Source organism: Acinetobacter sp. ME22 (genome assembly GCF_022012315.1).
Classification (GTDB): domain Bacteria; phylum Pseudomonadota; class Gammaproteobacteria; order Pseudomonadales; family Moraxellaceae; genus Acinetobacter; species Acinetobacter brisouii_A.
The window spans coordinates 133,081-155,542 of the sequence record NZ_JAKLTL010000003.1 but is presented as its reverse complement, the minus strand read 5'-3'; the positions used below and the strand labels follow the sequence as shown (position 1 = coordinate 155,542).

General features: G+C 41.5%; 17 protein-coding genes. 12 read left to right on the top strand and 5 right to left on the bottom strand.

The window, feature by feature from the left end:
• Positions 1-142: 142 nt before the first annotated feature.
• The 5 genes from LVY74_RS05715 (at position 143) to sucD (ending at position 8,054) form a co-directional block, all read left to right on the top strand.
• Positions 143-2,962, top strand: a complete 2,820-nt coding sequence (locus LVY74_RS05715; RefSeq protein ID WP_237814220.1) for a 2-oxoglutarate dehydrogenase E1 component — start codon at positions 143-145, stop codon at positions 2,960-2,962.
• A 21-nt stretch (positions 2,963-2,983) separates the two neighbouring features.
• Positions 2,984-4,201, top strand: a complete 1,218-nt coding sequence (gene odhB, locus LVY74_RS05710) for a 2-oxoglutarate dehydrogenase complex dihydrolipoyllysine-residue succinyltransferase (RefSeq protein ID WP_237814219.1) — start codon at positions 2,984-2,986, stop codon at positions 4,199-4,201.
• A 60-nt stretch (positions 4,202-4,261) separates the two neighbouring features.
• Entirely contained in the window at positions 4,262-5,695 is a 1,434-nt protein-coding gene (gene lpdA, locus LVY74_RS05705; protein WP_237814218.1) for a dihydrolipoyl dehydrogenase, read from the top strand.
• Positions 5,696-5,972: 277 nt separating this feature from the next.
• Entirely contained in the window at positions 5,973-7,151 is a 1,179-nt protein-coding gene (sucC, locus tag LVY74_RS05700; RefSeq protein WP_237814217.1) for an ADP-forming succinate--CoA ligase subunit beta, read from the top strand.
• 12 nt (positions 7,152-7,163) lie between these two features.
• On the top strand, positions 7,164-8,054 hold the full coding sequence (gene sucD / locus LVY74_RS05695) for a succinate--CoA ligase subunit alpha (protein WP_237814216.1): 891 nt from the start codon (positions 7,164-7,166) through the stop codon (positions 8,052-8,054).
• Positions 8,055-8,388: 334 nt separating this feature from the next.
• Here sucD and trpS read toward each other — a convergent pair whose 3' ends face one another.
• Complete coding sequence (trpS, locus tag LVY74_RS05690) at positions 8,389-9,402, bottom strand: tryptophan--tRNA ligase (RefSeq protein WP_237814215.1); 1,014 nt, start codon at positions 9,400-9,402, stop codon at positions 8,389-8,391.
• A 164-nt stretch (positions 9,403-9,566) separates the two neighbouring features.
• Between trpS and LVY74_RS05685 the strand changes: the two genes are divergently transcribed.
• The 4 genes from LVY74_RS05685 to LVY74_RS05670 all read left to right on the top strand — a co-directional run bounded on the left by LVY74_RS05685 (position 9,567) and on the right by LVY74_RS05670 (position 13,966).
• On the top strand, positions 9,567-10,475 hold the full coding sequence (locus tag LVY74_RS05685; RefSeq protein WP_237814214.1) for a DUF808 domain-containing protein: 909 nt from the start codon (positions 9,567-9,569) through the stop codon (positions 10,473-10,475).
• Positions 10,476-10,490: 15 nt separating this feature from the next.
• The gene (gene ypfJ / locus LVY74_RS05680; RefSeq protein WP_237814213.1) at positions 10,491-11,393 is read left to right on the top strand and encodes a KPN_02809 family neutral zinc metallopeptidase; all 903 of its coding nucleotides are present in this window, start codon (positions 10,491-10,493) and stop codon (positions 11,391-11,393) included.
• 13 nt (positions 11,394-11,406) lie between these two features.
• Positions 11,407-12,252, top strand: coding sequence for an alpha/beta hydrolase family esterase (locus LVY74_RS05675; protein WP_237814212.1), 846 nt, complete (start codon positions 11,407-11,409; stop codon positions 12,250-12,252).
• A 214-nt stretch (positions 12,253-12,466) separates the two neighbouring features.
• Positions 12,467-13,966, top strand: coding sequence for a cation:proton antiporter (locus LVY74_RS05670; RefSeq protein WP_237814211.1), 1,500 nt, complete (start codon positions 12,467-12,469; stop codon positions 13,964-13,966).
• A gap of 12 nt (positions 13,967-13,978) precedes the next feature.
• Here LVY74_RS05670 and LVY74_RS05665 read toward each other — a convergent pair whose 3' ends face one another.
• Positions 13,979-15,061 carry an ArsO family NAD(P)H-dependent flavin-containing monooxygenase gene (locus LVY74_RS05665; RefSeq protein WP_237814210.1) on the bottom strand — a complete coding sequence of 361 codons (1,083 nt, stop codon included), beginning with the start codon at positions 15,059-15,061 and terminating at the stop codon, positions 13,979-13,981.
• A gap of 89 nt (positions 15,062-15,150) precedes the next feature.
• On the opposite strand from LVY74_RS05665, the gene LVY74_RS05660 reads away from it, so the two are divergent.
• From LVY74_RS05660 to LVY74_RS05650, 3 genes are all read left to right on the top strand, one after another.
• Positions 15,151-15,462 (top strand): MGMT family protein, encoded by a 312-nt coding sequence (locus LVY74_RS05660; protein ID WP_237814209.1) that lies wholly within the window; start codon positions 15,151-15,153, stop codon positions 15,460-15,462.
• Positions 15,463-15,545: 83 nt separating this feature from the next.
• On the top strand, positions 15,546-16,514 hold the full coding sequence (locus tag LVY74_RS05655; RefSeq protein ID WP_237814208.1) for a hypothetical protein: 969 nt from the start codon (positions 15,546-15,548) through the stop codon (positions 16,512-16,514).
• Between the two features lie 12 nt (positions 16,515-16,526).
• A complete protein-coding gene (locus LVY74_RS05650; protein WP_237814480.1) occupies positions 16,527-17,408 on the top strand; it encodes a histone deacetylase in 882 nt (293 codons plus the stop codon).
• A gap of 32 nt (positions 17,409-17,440) precedes the next feature.
• Here LVY74_RS05650 and greA read toward each other — a convergent pair whose 3' ends face one another.
• The 3 genes from greA to carA form a co-directional block, all read right to left on the bottom strand.
• A complete protein-coding gene (greA, locus tag LVY74_RS05645; protein WP_151708740.1) occupies positions 17,441-17,917 on the bottom strand; it encodes a transcription elongation factor GreA in 477 nt (158 codons plus the stop codon).
• A gap of 91 nt (positions 17,918-18,008) precedes the next feature.
• A complete protein-coding gene (gene carB / locus LVY74_RS05640; RefSeq protein ID WP_237814207.1) occupies positions 18,009-21,236 on the bottom strand; it encodes a carbamoyl-phosphate synthase large subunit in 3,228 nt (1,075 codons plus the stop codon).
• A 14-nt stretch (positions 21,237-21,250) separates the two neighbouring features.
• Positions 21,251-22,390, bottom strand: a complete 1,140-nt coding sequence (gene carA, locus LVY74_RS05635; RefSeq protein ID WP_151708742.1) for a glutamine-hydrolyzing carbamoyl-phosphate synthase small subunit — start codon at positions 22,388-22,390, stop codon at positions 21,251-21,253.
• Positions 22,391-22,462: the final 72 nt, after the last annotated feature.

Here is a 22,462-nt window from a genome sequence, read left to right as displayed (position 1 = left end):
TTATGTCTACTTTATAAGCGCGAATGTTCCCGATGATGAAAGTCATTGGGCATGATGTCATTTTACCAATCTGACATTATCGATCATGGATTACTTCACTGAGTAATCTGTAATATTTTTGCAATAGGAAATGGGTCCACAAATGCAAGAAGTTGCTGACGCATTGCGTCTTGATACTGAACTTTCCGCTGATAGTGCAGCGTATATCGAAGAACTATACGAGCAGTACCTAACTTCTCCATCCTCTGTCAGCGAAGACTGGCGTCAATATTTCGATAAATTCCCAAAAGGCGACCAACCACACGGAACTGTGCGTGAACAATTTTTATTACTGGGTCGTAATTCAAACCGTGTACAGCCTGTTGTTCAAAGCACTGTAAGTACTGAGCATGAAAAACGCCAAATTGGTGTTTTGCAACTTATTGCTGCTTACCGCAACCGTGGACACCAAAAAGCGAAGTTGGACCCATTAGGTTTAGCAAAGCGTGAAGACGTTCCAGATTTAGAATTAAATGCACATGGGTTGACCAAATCTGATTTAGACACTGTATTTAATACAGGTAATCTGGCGATTGGTAAAGATGAAGCGACCCTTGGTGAAATGGTTGAAACCATGCAATCTATTTACTGTGAGTCGATTGGTGCAGAATACATGCACATCGTCGATACAGTAGAAAAACGCTGGATTCAACAACGCCTTGAAGGTGCGCGTGGTCAATTTAACTTTACAGCAGAACAAAAGAAACATTTCTTAGAACGTTTGACTGCTGCTGAAGGTTTAGAGAAATTTCTAGGTAACAAATACGTTGGTGCAAAGCGTTTTGGTTTGGAAGGTGGTGAAACCTTTATTCCAATGGTCAATGAGCTGATTCAACGTGCGGGTACAGTAAGCTGTAAAGAAGTGGTGATTGGTATGCCACACCGCGGTCGCTTGAACTTGCTTGTAAATATTATGGGTAAAAACCCAGCCGACCTTTTTGGTGAGTTTGAAGGTAAAGCCCTCAACAAAAAAGGTTCTGGTGACGTTAAATATCACCAAGGTTTCTCATCAAATGTAATGACTCCAGGTGGCGAAGTTCACTTGGCATTGGCATTTAACCCATCACATTTAGAAATCGTTGGGCCTGTCGTTGAAGGTTCTGTTCGTGCACGCCAAGTCCGTCGTAAAGACATTGGTGGTGACGATGTGTTACCAGTGATCGTTCACGGTGATGCTGCATTTGCAGGTCAAGGCGTGAACATGGAAACATTCCAAATGTCACAAACCCGCGGTTATACCGTTGGTGGTACAGTTCACATTGTAGTGAACAACCAAGTGGGCTTCACAACTTCAGATCCACGTGATGCACGTTCTACCGAATACTGTACTGACATCGCAAAAATGGTTCAGGCACCAATTTTCCATGTAAATGGTGATGACCCTGAAGCTGTTGTATTTGTTGCACAACTTGCGCATGATTTCCGTCATACATTCCGTAAGGATGTTGTGATTGACTTGTTCTGTTACCGTCGTCGTGGTCACAACGAAGCGGATGAGCCATCTGCAACTCAACCAATGATGTATCAAGTGATTAACAAGAAAGCGACCACTCGTACGCTTTATGCTGATCAATTGGTTCAACAAAAAATCTTGGATCGCGCTGAAGCGGACAAAATGGTTGAAGACTACCGTGCTGATTTAGAAGCGGGTAACCATGTTGCGAACGCACTAGTACTTGAGCCAAATACAAAAATGTTTGTGGATTGGACACCATACTTGGGTCATGACTACACAGACAACTGGGATACTTCATTTGATATCGACCGCTTAAAAGCGTTAGGTACCAAAATGCGTGAACTTCCAGAAGGTTTTGAAATGCAACGTCAAGTCTCTAAAGTGATTGACGAACGTTTGAAAATGCAAACTGGTGAAGTTCCTCTAAACTGGGGCGCGGCTGAAACTCTTGCTTATGCCACTTTGGTAGATGAAGGTTTCTTGGTTCGTATCAGTGGTGAAGACGTGGGTCGTGGTACATTCTCACACCGTCACGCTAAACTACATAGTCAAAAAGATGGCGCAGTTTATATTCCGCTATGTAATATTAAAGAAAACCAACCGCGTTTTGCACTTTGGGATTCATTGCTTTCTGAAGAAGCTGTTTTGGCATTTGAATATGGTTATGCAACCACATTGCCAAATAGTTTGATCGTTTGGGAAGCTCAGTTTGGTGACTTCGCAAACTGTGCGCAGGTGGTGATTGACCAGTTCATCGCATCTGGCGAAACCAAATGGGAACGTGTTTGTGGTTTAACCATGTTGTTACCACACGGTTTTGAAGGTCAAGGTCCTGAGCACTCATCTGCACGTTTAGAACGTTATTTGCAGCTTTGTGCTGAAGACAATATGCAAGTGATCACACCAACTACACCTGCACAGATTTATCACGCATTACGTCGTCAGGCTGTACGCCCAATTCGTAAACCATTGATCGTAATGTCACCAAAATCATTGCTTCGTCATAAACTTGCAGTATCTAATCTAGAAGAATTGGCACATGGTCAATTCCAAACTGTGATTGATGAAGTTGATCAAATCAACAAAGCAGATGTAAATCGCATCGTGTTCTGTGGTGGTAAGGTGTATTACGACTTGCTTGAAAAACGTCGTGAAGCTGAATTGCAAAATGTTGCAATTGTACGTGTAGAACAATTGTATCCATATCCAGAACAACGTATTGCTGAAGTTCTGAATGCATATCCAAACGCAAAAGACGTTGTTTGGTGTCAGGAAGAGCCGAAAAACCAAGGTGCATGGCACTTTATTGCCCCATTCTTATATGACACTGTGTCAAATGTCGGCAAACAAGTACGCATTAGCTTCGCAGGTCGTGACGCTTCTGCAGCCCCAGCATGTGGTTCACCATATTTGCATGCAAAACAACAAGCTAAATTAATTCAAGACGCGCTTGCGATTGAAGCTTAATCATCAGGAGAGACTAATATAATGGCAACCGAAATTAAAGCTCCGGTATTCCCAGAGTCTGTAGCAGACGGAACAATTGCAACTTGGCATAAAAAAGTGGGCGAAGCAGTATCACGTGATGAAGTGATCTGTGATATTGAAACTGATAAAGTTGTATTGGAAGTTGTTGCACCTGCTGATGGTAGCTTAGTTGCAATTGTGAAAGGTGAAGGCGAAACTATTCTTTCTAGTGAAGTGATTGCTCAATTCGAAGCGGGTGCTGTTTCTGGTGCTGCTGCGACTGAAGCTGTTCAAAGCGAAGAACAAGTAGAACAAGCGGCTGCAAATACACAAGCAGGCGCTGCACCTGTGGTTGAGCGTACTCAAACTGTTCAAGACCAAGCTCCTGCTGTGCGTAAGGCATTAAACGAAACGGGTATTGCAGCATCTGATGTGGCAGGTACAGGTCGTGGTGGTCGCATCACCAAAGAAGATGTTGTGAATCATCAAACTAAACCAGCTGCTGCTAACGTAACGCCATTAAGCGTTGCTGTTGGTGAACGTATTGAAAAACGCGTTCCAATGACTCGTTTACGTAAACGTGTAGCGGAACGTTTGCTTTCAGCAACTCAACAAACTGCAATGTTGACGACGTTTAACGAAGTGAACATGAAACCTGTTATGGAAATGCGTAAGCAATACAAAGACATCTTTGAAAAACGTCACGGTGCACGTTTAGGCTTCATGTCTTTCTTTGTTAAAGCTGCAACTGAAGCATTAAAACGCTACCCAGCAGTGAATGCATCAATTGATGGCGACGACATCGTTTATCACGGTTACTATGACATCGGTGTTGCTGTATCTTCTGATCGTGGTCTAGTGGTTCCTGTACTTCGTGATACAGACCGTATGAGCTATGCAGAAGTTGAAAATGGCATCCGTGATTATGCGTATAAAGCACGTGATGGCAAATTGGGCATCGAAGACATGACTGGCGGTACATTCACCATTACTAACGGTGGTACATTCGGTTCATTGCTTTCAACGCCAATTTTGAACCAACCGCAAACAGGTATCTTGGGTATGCACAAAATCCAAGAACGTCCAATGGCGGTGAATGGTCAAGTTGAAATCTTGCCAATGATGTATTTAGCGCTTTCTTATGACCACCGTATGATCGATGGTAAAGAAGCTGTAGGTTTCTTGGTAACAATCAAAGAATTGTTAGAAGAACCAGCTAAATTAATCCTTGACCTTTAATTGATAGAATAAAAATAACAGGCTTAGAGTGATCCTCTAAGTCTGTATTTGGAGATAAACATGTCTCAACAATTTGATCTTGTTGTAATCGGTGGTGGCCCAGGTGGTTATGAAGCGGCAATTCGTGCTGCTCAGCTGGGTTTTAAAGTTGCGTGTATAGAGAAACGTATTCACAAAGGCAAGCCATCTTTGGGTGGTACTTGCTTAAACGTGGGTTGTATTCCTTCTAAAGCATTGCTTGACTCATCTCACCGCTATGAAGATACAGTTCATCATTTAGATGATCATGGTATTACAACAGGTGAAGTGCAGTTTGACTTGGCTAAAATGCTGGATCGTAAAGATAAAATCGTCAACCAATTAACAATGGGTGTCGATGGTCTTCTTAAAGGTAACGGTATCGAATGGTTAAAAGGTACGGGTAAATTACTTGCGGGTAAAAAAGTTGAGTTTGTTTCTCATGAAGGTGAAACTCAAGTTTTAGAGCCAAAATATGTGATCCTTGCATCTGGTTCTGTGCCTGTAAATATTCCTGTAGCTCCTGTTGATCAAGACATTATTGTTGATTCAACGGGCGCTTTAGAATTCCAAGAAGTTCCTAAGCGTTTAGGTGTTATTGGTGCTGGCGTAATTGGTTTAGAACTTGGTTCAGTATGGCGTCGTCTAGGTGCTGAAGTTGTTGTATTTGAAGCAATGGATGCATTCTTACCAATGGCTGATAAAGCATTGGCTAAAGAATACCAAAAAGTATTAACTAAACAAGGTCTTGATATTCGTGTTGGCGCTAAAGTCGCTGGCACTGAAGTAAATGGCCGTGAAGTTACAGTTAAATACACGCAAGGTGGCGAAGATAAGACTCAAACTTTCGATAAATTAATCGTTTGTGTTGGTCGTCGTGCTTATGCAGAAGGTTTATTAGCTGAAGACTCTGGCATTAAACTCACTGAACGTGGTTTGGTTGAAGTGAACGATTGGTGTGCAACTTCTGTGGAAGGTGTATATGCAATTGGTGACTTGGTACGTGGTCCAATGCTTGCACATAAAGCAATGGAAGAAGGCGTCATGGCTGTTGAACGTATTCATGGTCATGCTGCACAAGTGAACTATGACACTATCATTTCTGTCATCTATACACACCCTGAAGCGGCATGGGTAGGTTTAACAGAAGAGCAAGCGAAAGAAAAAGGCCATGAAGTTAAAACGGGTCAATTTGGTTTCGCGGCAAATGGTCGTGCAATGGCTGCGGGTGAAAATGCAGGTTTTGTGAAGTTTGTTGCTGATGCAAAAACTGACCGCTTATTGGGTATGCACGTGATTGGACCTGCTGCGTCTGATATCGTGCATCAAGGTATGATCGCACTTGAGTTTGTATCTTCTGTTGAAGATCTACAGTTGATGACTTTTGGTCACCCAACATTCTCTGAAGTTGTACATGAAGCTGCACTTGCTGTTGATGGTCGTGCAATTCATGCGATTCAGCGTAAGCGTAAATAATTAGATTAGTTAAATAATTTAATTGAAAAAGAGCGATCATTTTGGTCGCTCTTTTTATTTTAAGATATTGATAAATAAATATTAATGCTTAAGAAACTGTGTTTTTATTTATATAAAAAATACCAAATTTTGTAATATTTTTGAGAATTATGTTTAATTTGTAGTAATGAGTTGAGTTTCAAGCAAATTTCTAATACAACTACAATTAGACTTCAGCATGATGCTGTCGTAGCTCGCTCTTAAAATAAGTGGATGTAATAAGTATAAAGGTACGAGAATGAATTTACACGAATATCAGGCAAAAGCTCTACTCAAGCGTTATGGTTTACCCGTTCAAGAAGGTATTCTCGCTACAACTCCCGATGAAGCCATCGCTGCTTATAAAAAATTGGCTGGTAAATTTGCAGTCATGAAAGCTCAAGTCCATGCAGGTGGGCGTGGTAAGGCGGGTGGTGTAAAAGTTGTAAAATCCAAAGATGAAGCTGCTGAATATGCGGGTGAGATTTTAGGCACGAGGCTAGTGACCTATCAAACGGATGCCTTGGGTCAACCTGTAAATAGTGTTTTGGTGTGCGAGGATGTTTATCCTGTACAGCGTGAATTGTATTTAGGGGCAGTTGTTGATCGTTCATCACGTCGCGTGACGTTTATGGCATCGACCGAAGGCGGTGTTGAAATTGAAAAAGTTGCAGAAGAAACACCTGAAAAGATCATTAAAATTAGTATTGACCCTCTAGTCGGTTTGTTACCATTTCAAGCACGCCAAGTGGGGTATGCATTACAACTTACAGAAGAGCAAATTTCGAGTTTCACAAAATTGATGCAGGGTGCTTATCGCGCATTTACTGAAAATGATTTTGCATTGTTTGAAATTAACCCATTGTCCATTCGTGAAAATGGTGAGATTTTATGTGTTGATGCCAAGATTGGCATTGATTCTAATGCGCTTTATCGTATTCCTGAAGTTGCAAATTTACGTGACAAAACGCAAGAAAATGAGCGTGAACTCAAAGCTTCTGAACATGATCTTAACTATGTTGCCCTCGAAGGGAATATTGGTTGTATGGTCAATGGTGCAGGTTTAGCTATGGCGACCATGGATATTATTCAGCTTTATGGGGGAAAACCCGCGAATTTCCTCGATGTGGGTGGTGGTGCAACCAAAGAACGTGTGATTGAAGCGTTTAAAATTATTTTAGCAGATCATTCTGTTGAAGCAGTTCTAATCAATATTTTTGGTGGAATTGTACGTTGTGACATGATCGCAGAAGCCATTATTGCAGCTGTACAGGAAGTGGCGGTACAAATCCCTGTTGTGGTTCGCTTGGAAGGTAATAATGCTGAGTTAGGTGCAAAAATTCTGGATGAATCTGGATTGACACTTATTTCTGCAAATGGCTTGGCTGATGCAGCACAAAAAGTCGTTGCAGCATTACAACAAAACGAAAATGAATAAGGGATTGTCAGCATGAGCGTATTAATCAATAAGGATACAAAAGTTTTAGTACAGGGTTTTACAGGGAAAAATGGCACATTCCATTCTGTGCAAGCACTAGATTATGGAACGAAAGTGGTAGGTGGTGTAACGCCGGGCAAGGGTGGGCAAACACATATTGATTTACCTGTATTTAATACTATGCTAGATGCGGTACGTGAAACACAGGCAGATGCCTCTGTGATTTATGTCCCTGCACCTTATGTTTTGGATTCGATTGTTGAAGCGATTGATGCAGGAATTGAGTTGGTCGTGGTCATTACGGAAGGTGTTCCAACTCTAGATATGTTAAAGGCCAAGCGCTATTTGGAAACCTGTGGTCAGAATACCCGTCTGATTGGGCCAAACTGTCCAGGTATTATTACCCCTGACCAATGTAAAATTGGGATTATGCCAGGTCATATTCATCAAGCTGGGCGGATTGGCATTATCTCACGCTCAGGTACTTTGACTTATGAAGCAGTGTCTCAAACCACAAAATTAGGACTTGGGCAGTCGACTTGTATTGGAATTGGAGGAGATCCGATTCCAGGTATGAATCAAATTGATGCCTTAAAACTTTTCCAAGATGATCCAGATACCGATGCGATTATTATGATTGGTGAAATTGGTGGAACGGCTGAGGAAGAAGCTGCTGAATATATCCAGTCCAATGTGACTAAACCTGTTGTTGGTTATATTGCAGGAGTAACAGCACCAAAAGGTAAACGTATGGGGCATGCAGGTGCGATTATTTCTGGTGGTAAAGGGACTGCGGAAGAGAAATTTATGGCATTTGAGCGCGCAGGTATGGCTTATACACGTAGTCCTGCAGAAATTGGCGCGACCATGTTGGAAGTATTAAAACAGAGAAAATTGGTTTAAGTTGTCATTTCTCTAAAGTTTAAAAATCAAGTTTTCATGAGCGTGGGAACTTGATTTTTTTTTGAGGATTTTTAGGCAAAAAAATACGCAATGGTTGGGGTGACCACTGCGTAGAACAACGAAAAACTGCATACAGTTCCGTAAAATGGAGAAATGTCATTTAGTTGTAACAACTAAACGCTATAGAGCCAGTATAGTAAAAAGCAGACTAAAATAATAGGCTTTAAGCTCAATTAAGTGTTAAATAACGTAAAAAAATGACACTTTTTGTTGCAAGATTTCAGTATCGTGACCCAAAATGGTCACTTTTGGTTATTTGTAGCAAGAATAATGCTTAGAAACGGAACATTCCAAGCCCATCTTTGACTTCATCTAAAGTGCTTTGGGTAATCACTTGACACTTTTGAGTACCTGCTTTCAAAACATCCATAATATAGTCAGGATCTTTAGATAACTCGTTACGGCGTTCACGAATTGGAGCGATTAAATCTTTTAGAATACCTTCAAGACGTTTTTTCACCGTACCATCACCCAAACCACCACGACGATAGTGTGCTTTCAAGTCTTCTAGCTCTTCTTTATTTGGATCAAATGCATCTAAATAAGTAAATACGACATTGCCTTCGACTTGACCTGGATCTTCAATCCGAAGATGATTTGGGTCTGTGTACATGGCATTGACTGCTTTTTTAATGTCTTTGTCTGTCGCATTTAACACAATGGTGTTACCCAAAGATTTTGACATTTTGGCTTTACCATCGAAGCCCGGTAAACGACCAACACTTGAGAGTAAAGCTTTGCATTCTGGAAGCAAATCACGGCCAATCTGGCGGTTTACACGACGAACAATCTCATTAGTCTGCTCGATCATTGGAATTTGATCTTCACCCACAGGGACAACTGTCGCTTTAAATGCAGTAATGTCCGCAGCTTGAGCCACTGGGTAGCATAAGAAACCTGCTGGAATATCACGCTCAAAACCACGCATTTGAATTTCAGATTTGATGGTTGGGTTACGTTCTAAACGTGCCACAGTCACAAAGTTCAAATACAGCATGGTCAGTTCATTTAAAGCAGATAAATGAGACTGAACACAAATCGTTGTTTTAGTCGGGTCGATACCGACTGCTAGATAATCTGTCGCAACTTCAATGACATTGCGACGAACTTTTTCAAAGTTATCGGCATTGTCCGTCAATGCTTGTGCATCGGCTAATAAAATGTGTTGATGATGCGTGTCTTGTAAACCAACACGTGAACGAAGTGAACCAACAAAGTGACCTAAATGGAGCTGTCCAGTTGGGCGGTCACCTGTCAAAATAATTGGGCGTTGATCTGCTGTTGTCATGGGATATCCTAAACGCTGTGCTTTGATCGTTTTTCAAAAATGCAGTTATTGTAAGGCATAAGCGAAGTGATGTCTTATGCCAAAGTCAGGCAATTCTTGAAGATTGTTAGATTTGTGCCATAAAAACACTTTACAATGCTAGAAAATATTGATTGGAACTTGATATGGCAGGTAGCCTATTACTCTTATTAGATGATATTGCAACTTTATTAGATGATGTTGCCTTAATGAGTAAGACCGCAGCACAAAAAACAGCGGGCGTTTTAGGGGATGATCTTGCACTGAATGCACAACAAGTTGTAGGGGTAAAAGCAGAGCGTGAGCTACCCGTTGTTTGGGCGGTGGCCAAGGGCTCTTTGCTCAATAAATGTATTTTAGTGCCTGTTGCACTGCTGATTAGTGTCTTCGCGGCGTGGTTAATTAACCCATTACTGGTGATTGGCGGATTATTTCTATGTTATGAAGGCGTAGAAAAAGTTTTACATACGTTACAGACCAAAAAACATACCGATGTCAGTGAAATTCCTGAGCTTCCACGAGATATGGTGGCTTATGAAAAAGATAAGATTAAAGGCGCAATACGTACTGATTTTATTCTCTCTGCTGAAATTGTGGTGATTACCTTAGGCACAGTTGCAGCCACAACTTTGCTGAATAAAGTGATTGTCATGAGTGCAATTGCGTTAACTATGACAATTGGTGTTTATGGCTTAGTGGCTTTTATTGTCAAAATTGATGACATAGGACTGTATTTAACACAACAAGGTCAGGCATGGAAAACTCGCTTTGGGAATATTCTCTTGGCTTTTGCACCACAATTGATGAAAACACTTTCAGTAGTGGGCACCATTGCCATGTTTTTGGTGGGTGGTGGCATTATCAGTCATGCGGTTCCTTTTGCCCATCATTTAACTGAACATGCTACTCATCAAGTTGAGGAAATTCCAACAGTTGGACAAATTATAGGGAGTGTTACCCCAATGCTGCTCAATTTAGGTCTAGGTATTTTAGCAGGTGCAATTGTCTTGGTAGCGGTCATGGTATTGAGCAAAATTTTTCGTCGTGCAAATTAAAAATAAGGTGTTGCTATGGAATGGAAAGGACGTCGAGAAAGTGACAATGTAGAAGACCGCCGTGGTGGCGGTGCAGTAAAAACGGGTGGTATCAGTATACTAGGCTTAGTAGTTGCATTTGTGGCATGGAAATTCTTTGGTGCAGATCCGCAGCAGGCGTATCAGGTCACCAAGCAACTGACCACACAGCAGCAGTCTGCATCTTCTCAAGCCATCCAAAATCCAACAGCCGAGCAACAAGAAGCAAAACAATTTGTATCCACCGTTCTTGCGGATACAGAAGATACATGGAAAATCATTTTCAAGCAGCAAGGTCTACAATATACCCCTGCTAAATTGATGCTTTATCGTCAGTCTACACCAACAGCTTGTGGGACTGGGCAATCTGCGATGGGGCCTTTTTATTGCCCTTCAGATCGGAGCATTTATCTAGATACAGATTTCTTTGTGGAAATGCGTCAACAGTTGGGGATTTCTGGTGAGAAAAACAGTACCCAGCTCTCGCGGCAGGATCAAGCAGGAGATTTTGCGATGGCTTATGTGATTGCACATGAGGTTGGGCATCATGTTCAAAACCTGTTGGGGATTTCTGAAAAAGTCTATGCACAGCGTCAGCAAATGAGCCAAAAACAGTCAAATCAGCTTTCAGTTAAACAGGAGTTACAAGCGGACTGTTTTGCGGGTATCTGGGCAAAATATAACAATCAGCGAACACACTTCTTGCAACAAGGCGATGTTGAAGAAGCGATTGATGCTGCTGAAAAAATTGGGGATGACTATTTACAAAAGCGTAGCCAAGGACAAATTGTTCCTGACAGTTTCACGCATGGAACAAGTCAGCAACGGATTAAATGGTTTCAGCAGGGCTTACATGCACAGGATTTATCAGCCTGTGACACATTTCAACATACCTTATAAGAGGTAATCCCTTATGCGTTGGCTTACTTTGCTGTTCATCTGTTTTGGTTTTTTGGGTTCATCTGAGATCATGGCACAACAGCCAGTTGAACGGCATTTACAGATACAAGGGGTAGATCGGCAATACTTTGTCTTTGATGCACATCAACAGAAACAAGCACCTTTAGTACTGGTTTTACATGGTGGTGGTGGTAATGGTTTACGAATGCTCAAGCGTTGGCAAAGCGTAGCACAGCGTGAGGGATTAATTATTGTTGCGCCTAATGCTGAAAAAAACACATGGAATGCAGTAGGATGCTGTGGACAAGGTCAGCAGCAACAAAATGCAGATGCTGCTTTTATTCGGCAGGTACTAAAAAGTACACAACAGAATTATTCTATTGATCCCTATCATATTTATATTGTTGGGTTTTCAAATGGGGGAATGCTGACCTATCAATTGATTGCGCAAAATCGAACGCCATTTGCTGCTGCTGCCGTTGTTTCTGCGGCGATGTTTGCAGGGCAGCCACAGCCTCAGGCTGCTATGCCTTTATTGGTGATTCATGGCGTGCAAGATCAAGTAGTACCGATAGATGGTGGCATGAGTCAGATGAGATTTGTTGCTCGTACGCAAGCCCAGCCATTTTTGTCTTTAAATCAAACTCTGAATATTTGGAAAAAAACAAATCATTGTCAAAACAAAAACTTGATATCAACTTCTAACACTTTAAGCATATGGCAATACACTGTATGTCAAGCCGACTTACAGGTAAATATACTAAAATTGACAGGGCATACATGGTTAGAAGCAGAGCAAGCCAATGAGTTTGATACAACACAAACGATTTGGAATTTCTTAAAGCAACATCATCGCTGATGAGACTTTTGATTGATGAAGCTTGTTTGAGCTTTATGAAATGTTTATTTCGTGAATGACTCAAAACACCGTAAGAATTTTCATTTTATGTAAATAATTTGTTACATTTTTCCCCAGTAAAGCCTAAAAATCTGTAAAATGATTCAGACGGCTTTTTTTTCGTCGCAGAGTCTATTTATGTAAAACAAGATGAGTTTAATGATGTAGGGTGCTTATGGGTAGTTATTTTATTTTACAGGTTTTTACGGTTATTTTTGCCCTCTCTATTGCCACTACAATTTTCAATAAGCGTGTTTTAGGTTTTCCACAAGCCATTGGTGTGCCTATTGTTTCGGCAATTTTTGTCTTTATTCTTCAGTGGGGCGCTAGCCTGCTGAGTGGAAATGCTTTTGTCAGTATTAATATTCAGAGTATTCAAAATGCGGTTCGTCATATTGATTTTTATGACTTTTTAATTAATGGTGTGATTTGCTTTATTTTAACCTCGTCAGCCCTTAAATTTAAAATTTCTGATTTGCGTAACCATTGGAAACCTATCAGTATTTTGGCAAGTATTTCACTGGTGCTGTGTGCTGTCTTTTTTGGGGGAATGCTCTTTGGGTTTCAGTTGTTAATTGGGCACGCTGTACCGATTGCGATTTTATTGCTTTTAGGTTCAGCATTAGGTGCAACTGACCCGATTGGAATTAAAGGTGTGCTGAGTTCAGTTCGTGCGCCACATCATTTAATCGTTAAGCTTGAAGGCGAATCGCTGTTTAATGATGCCATGTGTATTGCCGTATTCATGACGTTACTGAATGTCATTCAAGGTAAAAACTTTACCCTGATTGGGACACTGGAAACCTTATTCTATGAAATTATGGTGGCGGTACTGATTGGTTGGGCATTTGGGCAAGGTATTCTGCGTTTACTTCGCGGGAAGCATGAGCCAGAATCTTTGATTTTAACCACAGCATTATTGGCATGTGGTTCATACTTGGTGGCATTGTTTGCTCATGCGTCTGCTCCAATTGCTTGCGTGATTGGTGGTTTGATTGTGGGGAACCGTTGGCAAGAGATTTTATCAGATACTGCAACCCGCGAAATTAACCACTTTTGGCATACTGTTGAAGGAATTATTAACTCCTTTCTGTTTACCTTGATTGGTTTGGAATTATTCATTTTAGATTTGAATGCCAGTATGATTTTTGGCGGAATTGTGGCATTTATTGTGCTACATATTTCAAGATTTGCAGCGAATTTTCTCTCTTTTGCCTGTTTCCCAAGTTTTAGAAGAAAGAGTTATAACGGTAGTCTTGCTATTTTAAGCTGGGGCGGTGTGCGAGGTGGACTGTCACTTGCTTTGATCTTGGCTGTTGCCAACCATCCTGCTTTAAATCAATACAGTAGTATTTTAATTGGCTATACGTTTATTGCGGTTTTATTGTCAGGTGTAGTCTGTGGTTTGGGATTGCCTGCGGTGATGAATGCTTTCTACTACAACCCGCATGAGGAAACAGAAGGTTTTAAAGGTTGGTATCAGCGGATGTGCCATAAAATGAATCGTAAAGGGATTAAGTATATTGTGGGGGAGGATGCTAATGGGAATGAAACCATTACGGTCTATAATCCAGAGCAAATTACCGATGTAAAAACAGAGGATGGTGTGGCTGCTTTACATGATCCAAGTAAAATGACTGAACGCAATCAGTTAGAAAATCCACATAATTTCTAAGTTTTAACGAGATCAAGGAGATGAAAAATCATCTCTTTGATCAAGATAAGCTTTAATTTCAGCAACAGCATGACGTGCAGTGCGGTTTACCCCAATTAATGTGCCTGATGCAGTGCCCGTCCAGTCGCCATAACCCACAAGCCATAAATTTGGCTGTTTGATTGAACGTGATTCTTGAGTAAGAACACGCTGATTTTCTTCAATAATATTTAATGCTTTTAAGTGAGATAGCGCAGGGCGAAAACCTGTACACCAGATCACGCGATCAATCTCTTGCATTTCGCCATTTTCCCAAACCACATGGTGTTCTGTAAAGTGAGAAAACGCAGGATGGCTGACTAAAACGCCTCGGGTTCGAGCATCTTTGACAGAATCAACCATGACAATATCGCCAAAGCCACCAAGTGGCTGTTCAATACTACGCCCTTCCTGTTGTGCCTTTAGACGTTCCGTTGCTCTCAGAAATAGCACTCGTCCATCGACATCATCGGCTAAAAACTGTGGTGGAGTCTGTGTAACCCATATCGTTGTAGCCACCTGAGAAATTTCAGCAACAAGCTGTGCAGCTGAATTACCACCGCCCACAATTAACACACGCTGTCCCTGTAATGCCTCAGGATTTTGATAGTGTGCAGAGTGTAAACTCATACCTTTGAAATTTTCAAAACCTGAATAATAGGGGATATAGGGATGACTCCATGTGCCTGTAGCACTAATCACAGCTTTAGCTTGCCAATTTTGTTCTGCACTTTGCACCAATAAATCATTGTCTAGGGGCGTGACAGTTTTAACATCAATCGGGCGCAAAATAGGCAGTTGATAGCGTATTTCATAGTTGCTTAAGTAATTGATGACTTCAGCTTTAGTTGGATAAGCATGTTGAGTGGGCGGCATTAACCAACCTGAAATTGAGCTCCAACTGGCAGGTGAAAATAACTGTAAAGAATCCCATGCATGTTGCCACGCACCACCTGCATGCTGTTCTCGATCAAGAATGACATAAGAGAGATTTGTACGTCTTAAAAAATAGGCACAAGCCAAAGCTGCCTGCCCACCACCAATAATACAAACATCTACAGTGTGTGTTGTTTTCATGTTAGAAATCCTGTACTAAAGGGCTGGCAATACCAAGTCGATGCCGCTTATTCTAGTATTTTTCCTATGATCAGACTGCTATATTTCAAATGCAAATAGAACTTTATTGCCAAATTTTAGAAGTCGTTGCACAAATTCCAGATGGAAAAGTTGCAACTTATGGGCAAGTTGCCAAGATGGCAGGTCTGCCTCGCCATGCACGTTTGGTGGGTAAGGTTTTACAGAACTTAGAGTCAGGAAGTCAGATTCCTTGGCATCGGGTGATCAATGCACAAGGGAAAATTAGCCTCAGCCAACTCGATGCAAAAGGTAATAATATTCAGGCACTCAAGTTGCAACAAGAAGGGATTATGGTGATTGCAGGTCGCGTTAAATTAAGCCAATATCAATGGCAAATTTAAGTGTGAAAACTAATCATTGAAAGACTTTCAAGCTTGAAACAGCTATGGTAAAACAGAATAAAGAAAGGAGAATAATGATAACTATGGCTGAACTAAATCATGAAGTTGTTGCTTTATTTCAGCAACATTTACTTCCATTATCAAATACACTCACGGAAATGCTGAACGAGCATTATAGTCACCAAACTGAACGTCGTGGTTGTGGTTATACCCAATCAACCCGATTACTGGCTGAGTTTATTAATCAGCCCCGAAATACTGAAGACAACAAAGATCATCGTATTTTTGATGATTACAAAATCAATCAGCTTAAAAGCAAATTCCCGATGCTGAAACAGTATGGTTTAGCGTTAGAAGATTGGCGAAATTTGGATATTTCATCTCAAGTCATCCATTTTTTAAAAGAACATCAAAATACTAGTGACCCAATCATTGATCAATTACGGCAGGAAGTTAAGTTCCAGCACGATTTACGCCATATCAGTGAGCAAGCAAAATTAGAAGAAAGTCATCTGATTTGTCAGTTGATTGCAGATATCATTTTACCGATTGAGAACTTGACTGATCAATATGTTGAATTGGTGAATTCCCAAGCTAAGCCGAAGGTCGGCTCTTGTCCTATGGCTGAAGATTTTTTCTTGCAGATTGCACATCATCGTATTTTAAGGCAAGGCTCAATTAATATTTTTGTGGATCATCAGCAGCGCCCGATTTTGCTTGAAAAAATGAATATGGGCGATAATCATTCCTGTATCAGTCTTGTTCCTGTGCTCATTAATGGTGTGCGTTTACCTGCGGGGAGTTTATTTTCACTCAATTATGATTTGGAACAGATCGCAGATAAACGCCCAAATAAACAAGTTCGGGGTTATATCATTCCTGTTGAAGCAGTTACATTTTGGTTCTTACGTATCACTACTTTGGCGATTAGCCCTGAAAACCGTCCAAGAGCTTTTACGACCCATTTTAAACAACAGGTTGATAATCATTTATTTAGTCCAGAAACCACCAAGCTATCCCAATTGGTTGATATTGCAAACGAGCAAATTTAGATGAAATCCAATGTGATCCATGTGTGTTATTCGCCACGTTATTATGCACATACTCACACCAACAGCATGGAAAAACTAGCTGCGGTGGCAGAGGTGCTTGCACAGAAAAGTTATATTGAACTGGTGGAGCCAGAGCTGATTGATGTTCAGTTATTAAAAAAATTGCATGATCCACATTATGTTGATGCTTTTGTGCAAGGGGAAAAACCGCTTGCCAGTGCTCAAGGCTTTAAACAGTGGAATGAACAATTGCGTGACGCGGTACTGAGTGTACAAGGTGGACAACTAAAGGCAGCTGAACTGGCATTTCAATATGGAATTTCTGCCAATATTGCACAAGGTTTTCATCATGCCGTTTATGAACGTGGCTTGGCGTATTGTACCTTTAATGGCTTAGCCTTGGTGGCGCAGCACTTTCCGCATAAGAAAATCTTTATACTTGATTGTGATCAGCATGGTGGAAATGGTACGGCAGAGTTTACTTTAAGACTACATAATTTATTTAATTATAGTATTTTTGCCATTCCTTTTGGTTGTGCTTATCACGAACGTAGCTTAACCCATCATATTGATAAACAAGAAGGTTCATTTGAGCAGTATGCCAAAGCGATTCAGCAAGGTTTTAACAATGCGATTGCTTGGGGAGCAGATCTGATTATTTATCAGGCGGGGATGGATTGCCATCAACATGATCGCTTTGGTTCGGCTTGGTTTACCACTGAATTGCTTAAACAGAGAGATCATTTGGTTTTTTCTTTAGCAAAAAAAAATAACCTTCCTTTGATGTTTGTCTTGGCAGGAGGATATCAGCCTTTGGTTGATCTAGTCCCATTACATGTGAATACATTTGAGGCGGCACATGAAGTGTATGCTGAAGTTGAAGCAGCGAGCTAAAAAAAGGAAGTACATTGTACTTCCTTAATTTTTTATAGATATTCTACATTTACGATTTCGTATTCAACTTCACCTTGTGGCGTGACGATTTTGACTTCATCGCCTTCATTCTTACCTAAAAGACCACGTGCAATGGGTGAATTGACCGAAATTTTGTTGATTTTAAAATCTGCTTCGTCATCACCTACAATTTTATAGGTTTTGCGTTCTTCAGTATCAAGGTTTTCAATGGTTACTGTTACCCCAAATACAACGCGACCATTCTGTTCAAGATCATTGACATCAATCACTTGGCATGCACCAAGTTTGCCTTCGATATCCTGAATACGACCTTCACAGAAACCTTGCTGTTCACGAGCAGCATGATATTCAGCATTCTCTTTTAAGTCACCATGTTCACGTGCTTCAGCAATGGCTTGAATAATACGTGGACGCTCAACAGTTTTTAATTGCTGTAATTCTTTCTCTAAAGCTGCTTTGCCCTCAGGCGTCATTGGATAACGTTGCATTTTAGTCCCTCGAAATGAAATGGGATTATATCGTTTAAAAAAAAGAAAAATCCCGCCACCGATAAGGTGACGGGACTTATCAGATCAGGAATTAGTTTTGCAAGTCTTGCAAGCGATATACATCCATTGGTAATTGAATCGCAAAGGCTTGGCAAACTGCTTCAGCACCATTAATAGTGGTGGTGTAATACACTTTACCTTGTAGCGCAGCACGACGAATCATGGCTGAGTCATATTGAGCACGTTTGCCCTCAGTGGTATTGACAATAAGGTGTATTTCGCCATTTTTCAAGCGGTCTACAATGTGTGGACGGCCTTCGGTGACTTTATTCACGCGTTCGCATTCAAGACCAGCATCGCTCAGTACTTTGTGAGTACCAGAGGTTGCAACCAGTTTGAAACCGTATTCAGCAAGGCGTTTTGCAATATCAACCACGTGTTCTTTGTCTGAATCACGAACAGACAAGAAAGCATGTTTAACTTCGCCTTCAGTTGGTAAGCCTGGTAAGCGCTCATTTGAGCCTAAAACAGCTTTATAGAATGCTTCACCAAAAGATTTACCAACGCCCATTACTTCGCCTGTAGATTTCATCTCAGGTCCAAGCATTGGATCAACACCAGGGAATTTAGCAAATGGGAATACTGCTTCTTTGACAGCAAAGTGAGTCGGAATAATCTCTTTGGTGAAACCTTGAGATTCTAAAGACTGACCAGCCATACAACGAGCAGCTACTTTCGCTAGAGATTCACCGATACACTTCGATACGAATGGAACAGTACGTGATGCACGTGGGTTCACTTCAAGAATGTAAATGTCGTTGCCTTTAACCGCAAACTGTACGTTCATCAAACCGATCACGCCAAGCTCTTTCGCCATAGCTACAGTTTGACGGCGCATTTCGTCTTGGATTTCTTGAGAAAGTGAGTATGGAGGAATCGAACATGCAGAGTCACCAGAGTGAATACCCGCTTGTTCGATGTGCTGCATGATCCCGCCAATCACCACATCTTTACCGTCAGATACGCAGTCAACGTCAACTTCGATGGCTGAATCCAAGAAATGGTCAAGAAGTACAGGCGCTTCGTTAGAGGCTTGAACCGCTTCACGAAGGTAGCGTTTTAACTCATCTTCGTTATATACGATTTCCATTGCACGACCACCCAATACATAAGATGGACGAACAACGAGCGGATAACCCACTTTCGCAGCTTCAGAAATACCTTCTTCAGCAGATTTTACGATGCTGTTGTTTGGCTGACGTAATTGCAGGCGTTGAATCATTTGCTGGAAACGTTCACGGTCTTCTGCACGGTCAATCGCATCTGGAGATGTACCAATAATTGGTGCACCTGCTTCTTCTAAAGCACGAGCCAATTTAAGCGGCGTTTGACCACCATACTGTACGATAATGCCTTTTGGCTTTTCAGTACGTACGATTTCAAGGACATCTTCCAAAGTAATTGGTTCGAAGTACAAACGATCTGAAGTGTCATAGTCGGTAGAAACAGTTTCAGGGTTACAGTTTACCATGATTGTTTCATAACCGTCATCACGCATTGCAAGCGCAGCGTGTACACAGCAGTAGTCAAATTCGATACCTTGGCCGATACGGTTTGGACCACCGCCGATCACCATGATCTTGTCTTTCGCTGAAGGATTTGCTTCACATTCTTCATCGTAAGTTGAGTACATGTAGGCAGTGCCAGATTCGAATTCTGCTGCACAAGTATCAACACGTTTGTAAACTGGGTAAACGCCCAAGTTCCAACGGTGCTTACGGAATTGTTTTTGTGAAATACCCATCAAGTTCGCAATGCGAAGGTCAGATAAACCTTTACGTTTGAATGAACGGATATTGTCAGCAGTCAAGTCGCCAAAGCCTAAAGCTTTTACTTGAGCTTCAGTTTTGATGATGTCTTCGATTTGAATCAAGAACCAACGGTCAATCTTAGTCGCTTCAAACACGTCATCAAGGCTAAAGCCGTGACGGAAGGCATCAGCAACATACCAAATACGCTCAGGACCTGGAACTTTAAGTTCTTTTAAGATCTTATCTTTCGCGCCTTCAGTACCTACAGCGATTTGTTCGTCAAAACCACAAACGCCAACTTCAAGACCACGAAGCGCTTTTTGTACTGATTCTTGGAAGTTACGGCCAATCGCCATGACTTCACCCACAGATTTCATCTGTGTGGTCAATACAGGTTCAGCTTGAGGGAATTTCTCAAAGTTGAAACGTGGAATTTTGGTCACAACATAGTCGATTGCGGGTTCGAATGACGCAGGTGTTACACCGCCAGTGATGTCATTTTTAAGTTCATCAAGGGTATAACCAACAGCCAATTTCGCCGCGATTTTTGCAATCGGGAAACCCGTTGCTTTAGATGCAAGTGCAGATGAACGAGAAACACGAGGGTTCATCTCGATTACAACCATACGACCATCTTTCGGGTTAATACCGAACTGAACGTTTGAACCACCCGTTTCAACACCGATCTCACGAAGAACAGCAATCGATGCATTACGCATGATTTGATATTCTTTATCAGTCAATGTTTGCGCAGGGGCAACAGTGATTGAGTCACCTGTATGTACGCCCATTGGGTCAAAGTTTTCAATCGCACAAACAATGATACAGTTGTCGTTTTTGTCACGAACAACTTCCATTTCGTACTCTTTCCAACCAATTAGAGATTCATCGATCAATAATTGTTTGGTTGGAGAAAGGTCGAAACCGCGTTCACAAATTTCGATGAATTCTTCTTTGTTATACGCAATACCACCGCCTGAACCACCCATCGTGAAGGATGGACGAATGATTACAGGGAAACCGAAACGTGCTTGAATTTCTAAAGCATGTTCCATGCTTTCTGCAACGTCAGCGCGAGGACATTCAAGTCCGATTTTACGCATGGCGATGTCAAACAGTTTACGGTCTTCAGCTTTTTCAATCGCGTCTTTGGTCGCACCGATCAATTCAACATTGTATTTTTCTAAAATACCGTGTTCATCAAGCGCAAGCGCACAGTTCAATGCTGTTTGACCACCCATTGTAGGAAGAACGGCATCTGGGCGCTCTTTCTCAATGATTTGTGCAACAGTTTGCCAAGTGATTGGCTCGATGTAAGTTGCATCCGCCATTGAAGGGTCGGTCATAATGGTCGCTGGGTTAGAGTTCACCAAAATAACGCGGTAGCCTTCTTCACGAAGTGCTTTACAGGCTTGTGCACCAGAGTAGTCAAACTCACAGGCTTGACCAATCACAATAGGACCAGCACCAATAATTAAGATGCTTTTAATATCCGTACGTTTAGGCATTATTCGCTCCTTAATTACTTCTTAGCGGCTTCAATAAGTTCGATGAAATGATCGAACAGTGGGGCACAGTCATGTGGACCTGGGCTTGCTTCAGGATGACCTTGGAAGCTAAACGCTGGTTTGTCTGTGCGGTGGATACCTTGTAGCGTGCCATCAAACAACGATTTATGTGTTGCTTTTAAGTTCGCTGGAAGAGTATCTGCATCCACTGCGAAACCGTGGTTTTGTGATGTAATCATCACTGTACCTGTTTCAAGGTTTTGTACAGGATGGTTTGCACCGTGGTGACCATGGCTCATTTTGATGGTTTTTGCACCAGAAGCGAGAGCAAGGATTTGATGACCTAAACAAATACCAAATACAGGTAAAGTTGTAGTTTCAACGATAGTTTTTACAGCTTCAATTGCGTAGTCACATGCCGCTGGGTCACCAGGACCGTTCGACAAAAATACGCCATCAGGATTTAATGCGAGAACTTTCTCAGCAGGAGTCTGCGCAGGTACAACAGTCAACTTACAACCGCGGTCTGCGAGCATACGTAAGATGTTGGTTTTGACACCGTAGTCATATGCAACGACATGATATTTAAATTCAGGTTGTGCAAAGCCTTGACCTAAAGCCCATGAACCTTCAGTCCATTCAAAGCCTTCAGGATCGCAACATTCTTTAGCAAGGTCTAAACCATTGAGACCGCCAAATTCACGTGCTTTTTCTAAAGCTTGCTCTTCAGTGATGTTTTCACCAGCAAGGATACAGCCGTTTTGTGCACCTTTTTCACGTAAAATACGTGTCAATTTACGGGTATCAATGTCAGCAATTGCAACAACATTATGCTGTGCAAGATATTCACCTAAAGATTGTTCTGCACGGAAATTACTGTGAAGTAATGGAAGATCGCGGATGATTAAACCGTTCGCCCATACTTTATGGATACGACCTGATTCAGAATCTTCTGCGTTACAACCTGTATTTCCGATATGCGGATAAGTTAATGTCACAAGTTGTTGTGCATAACTTGGGTCAGTAAGAATTTCTTGATAGCCAGTCATGGCAGTATTAAAAACGACTTCACCAGTCGTACATCCCGTAGCGCCGATAGAGGTACCTTTAAAGATAGTTCCATCTGCGAGGGCTAAAATGGCGGGGGTGCTCAAACCAAAGCTCCTGAATTTTAAGCTGTAAAAAAGCGAGTAGACATAAAAAAGATGGCTGCCTAAAAACATGCC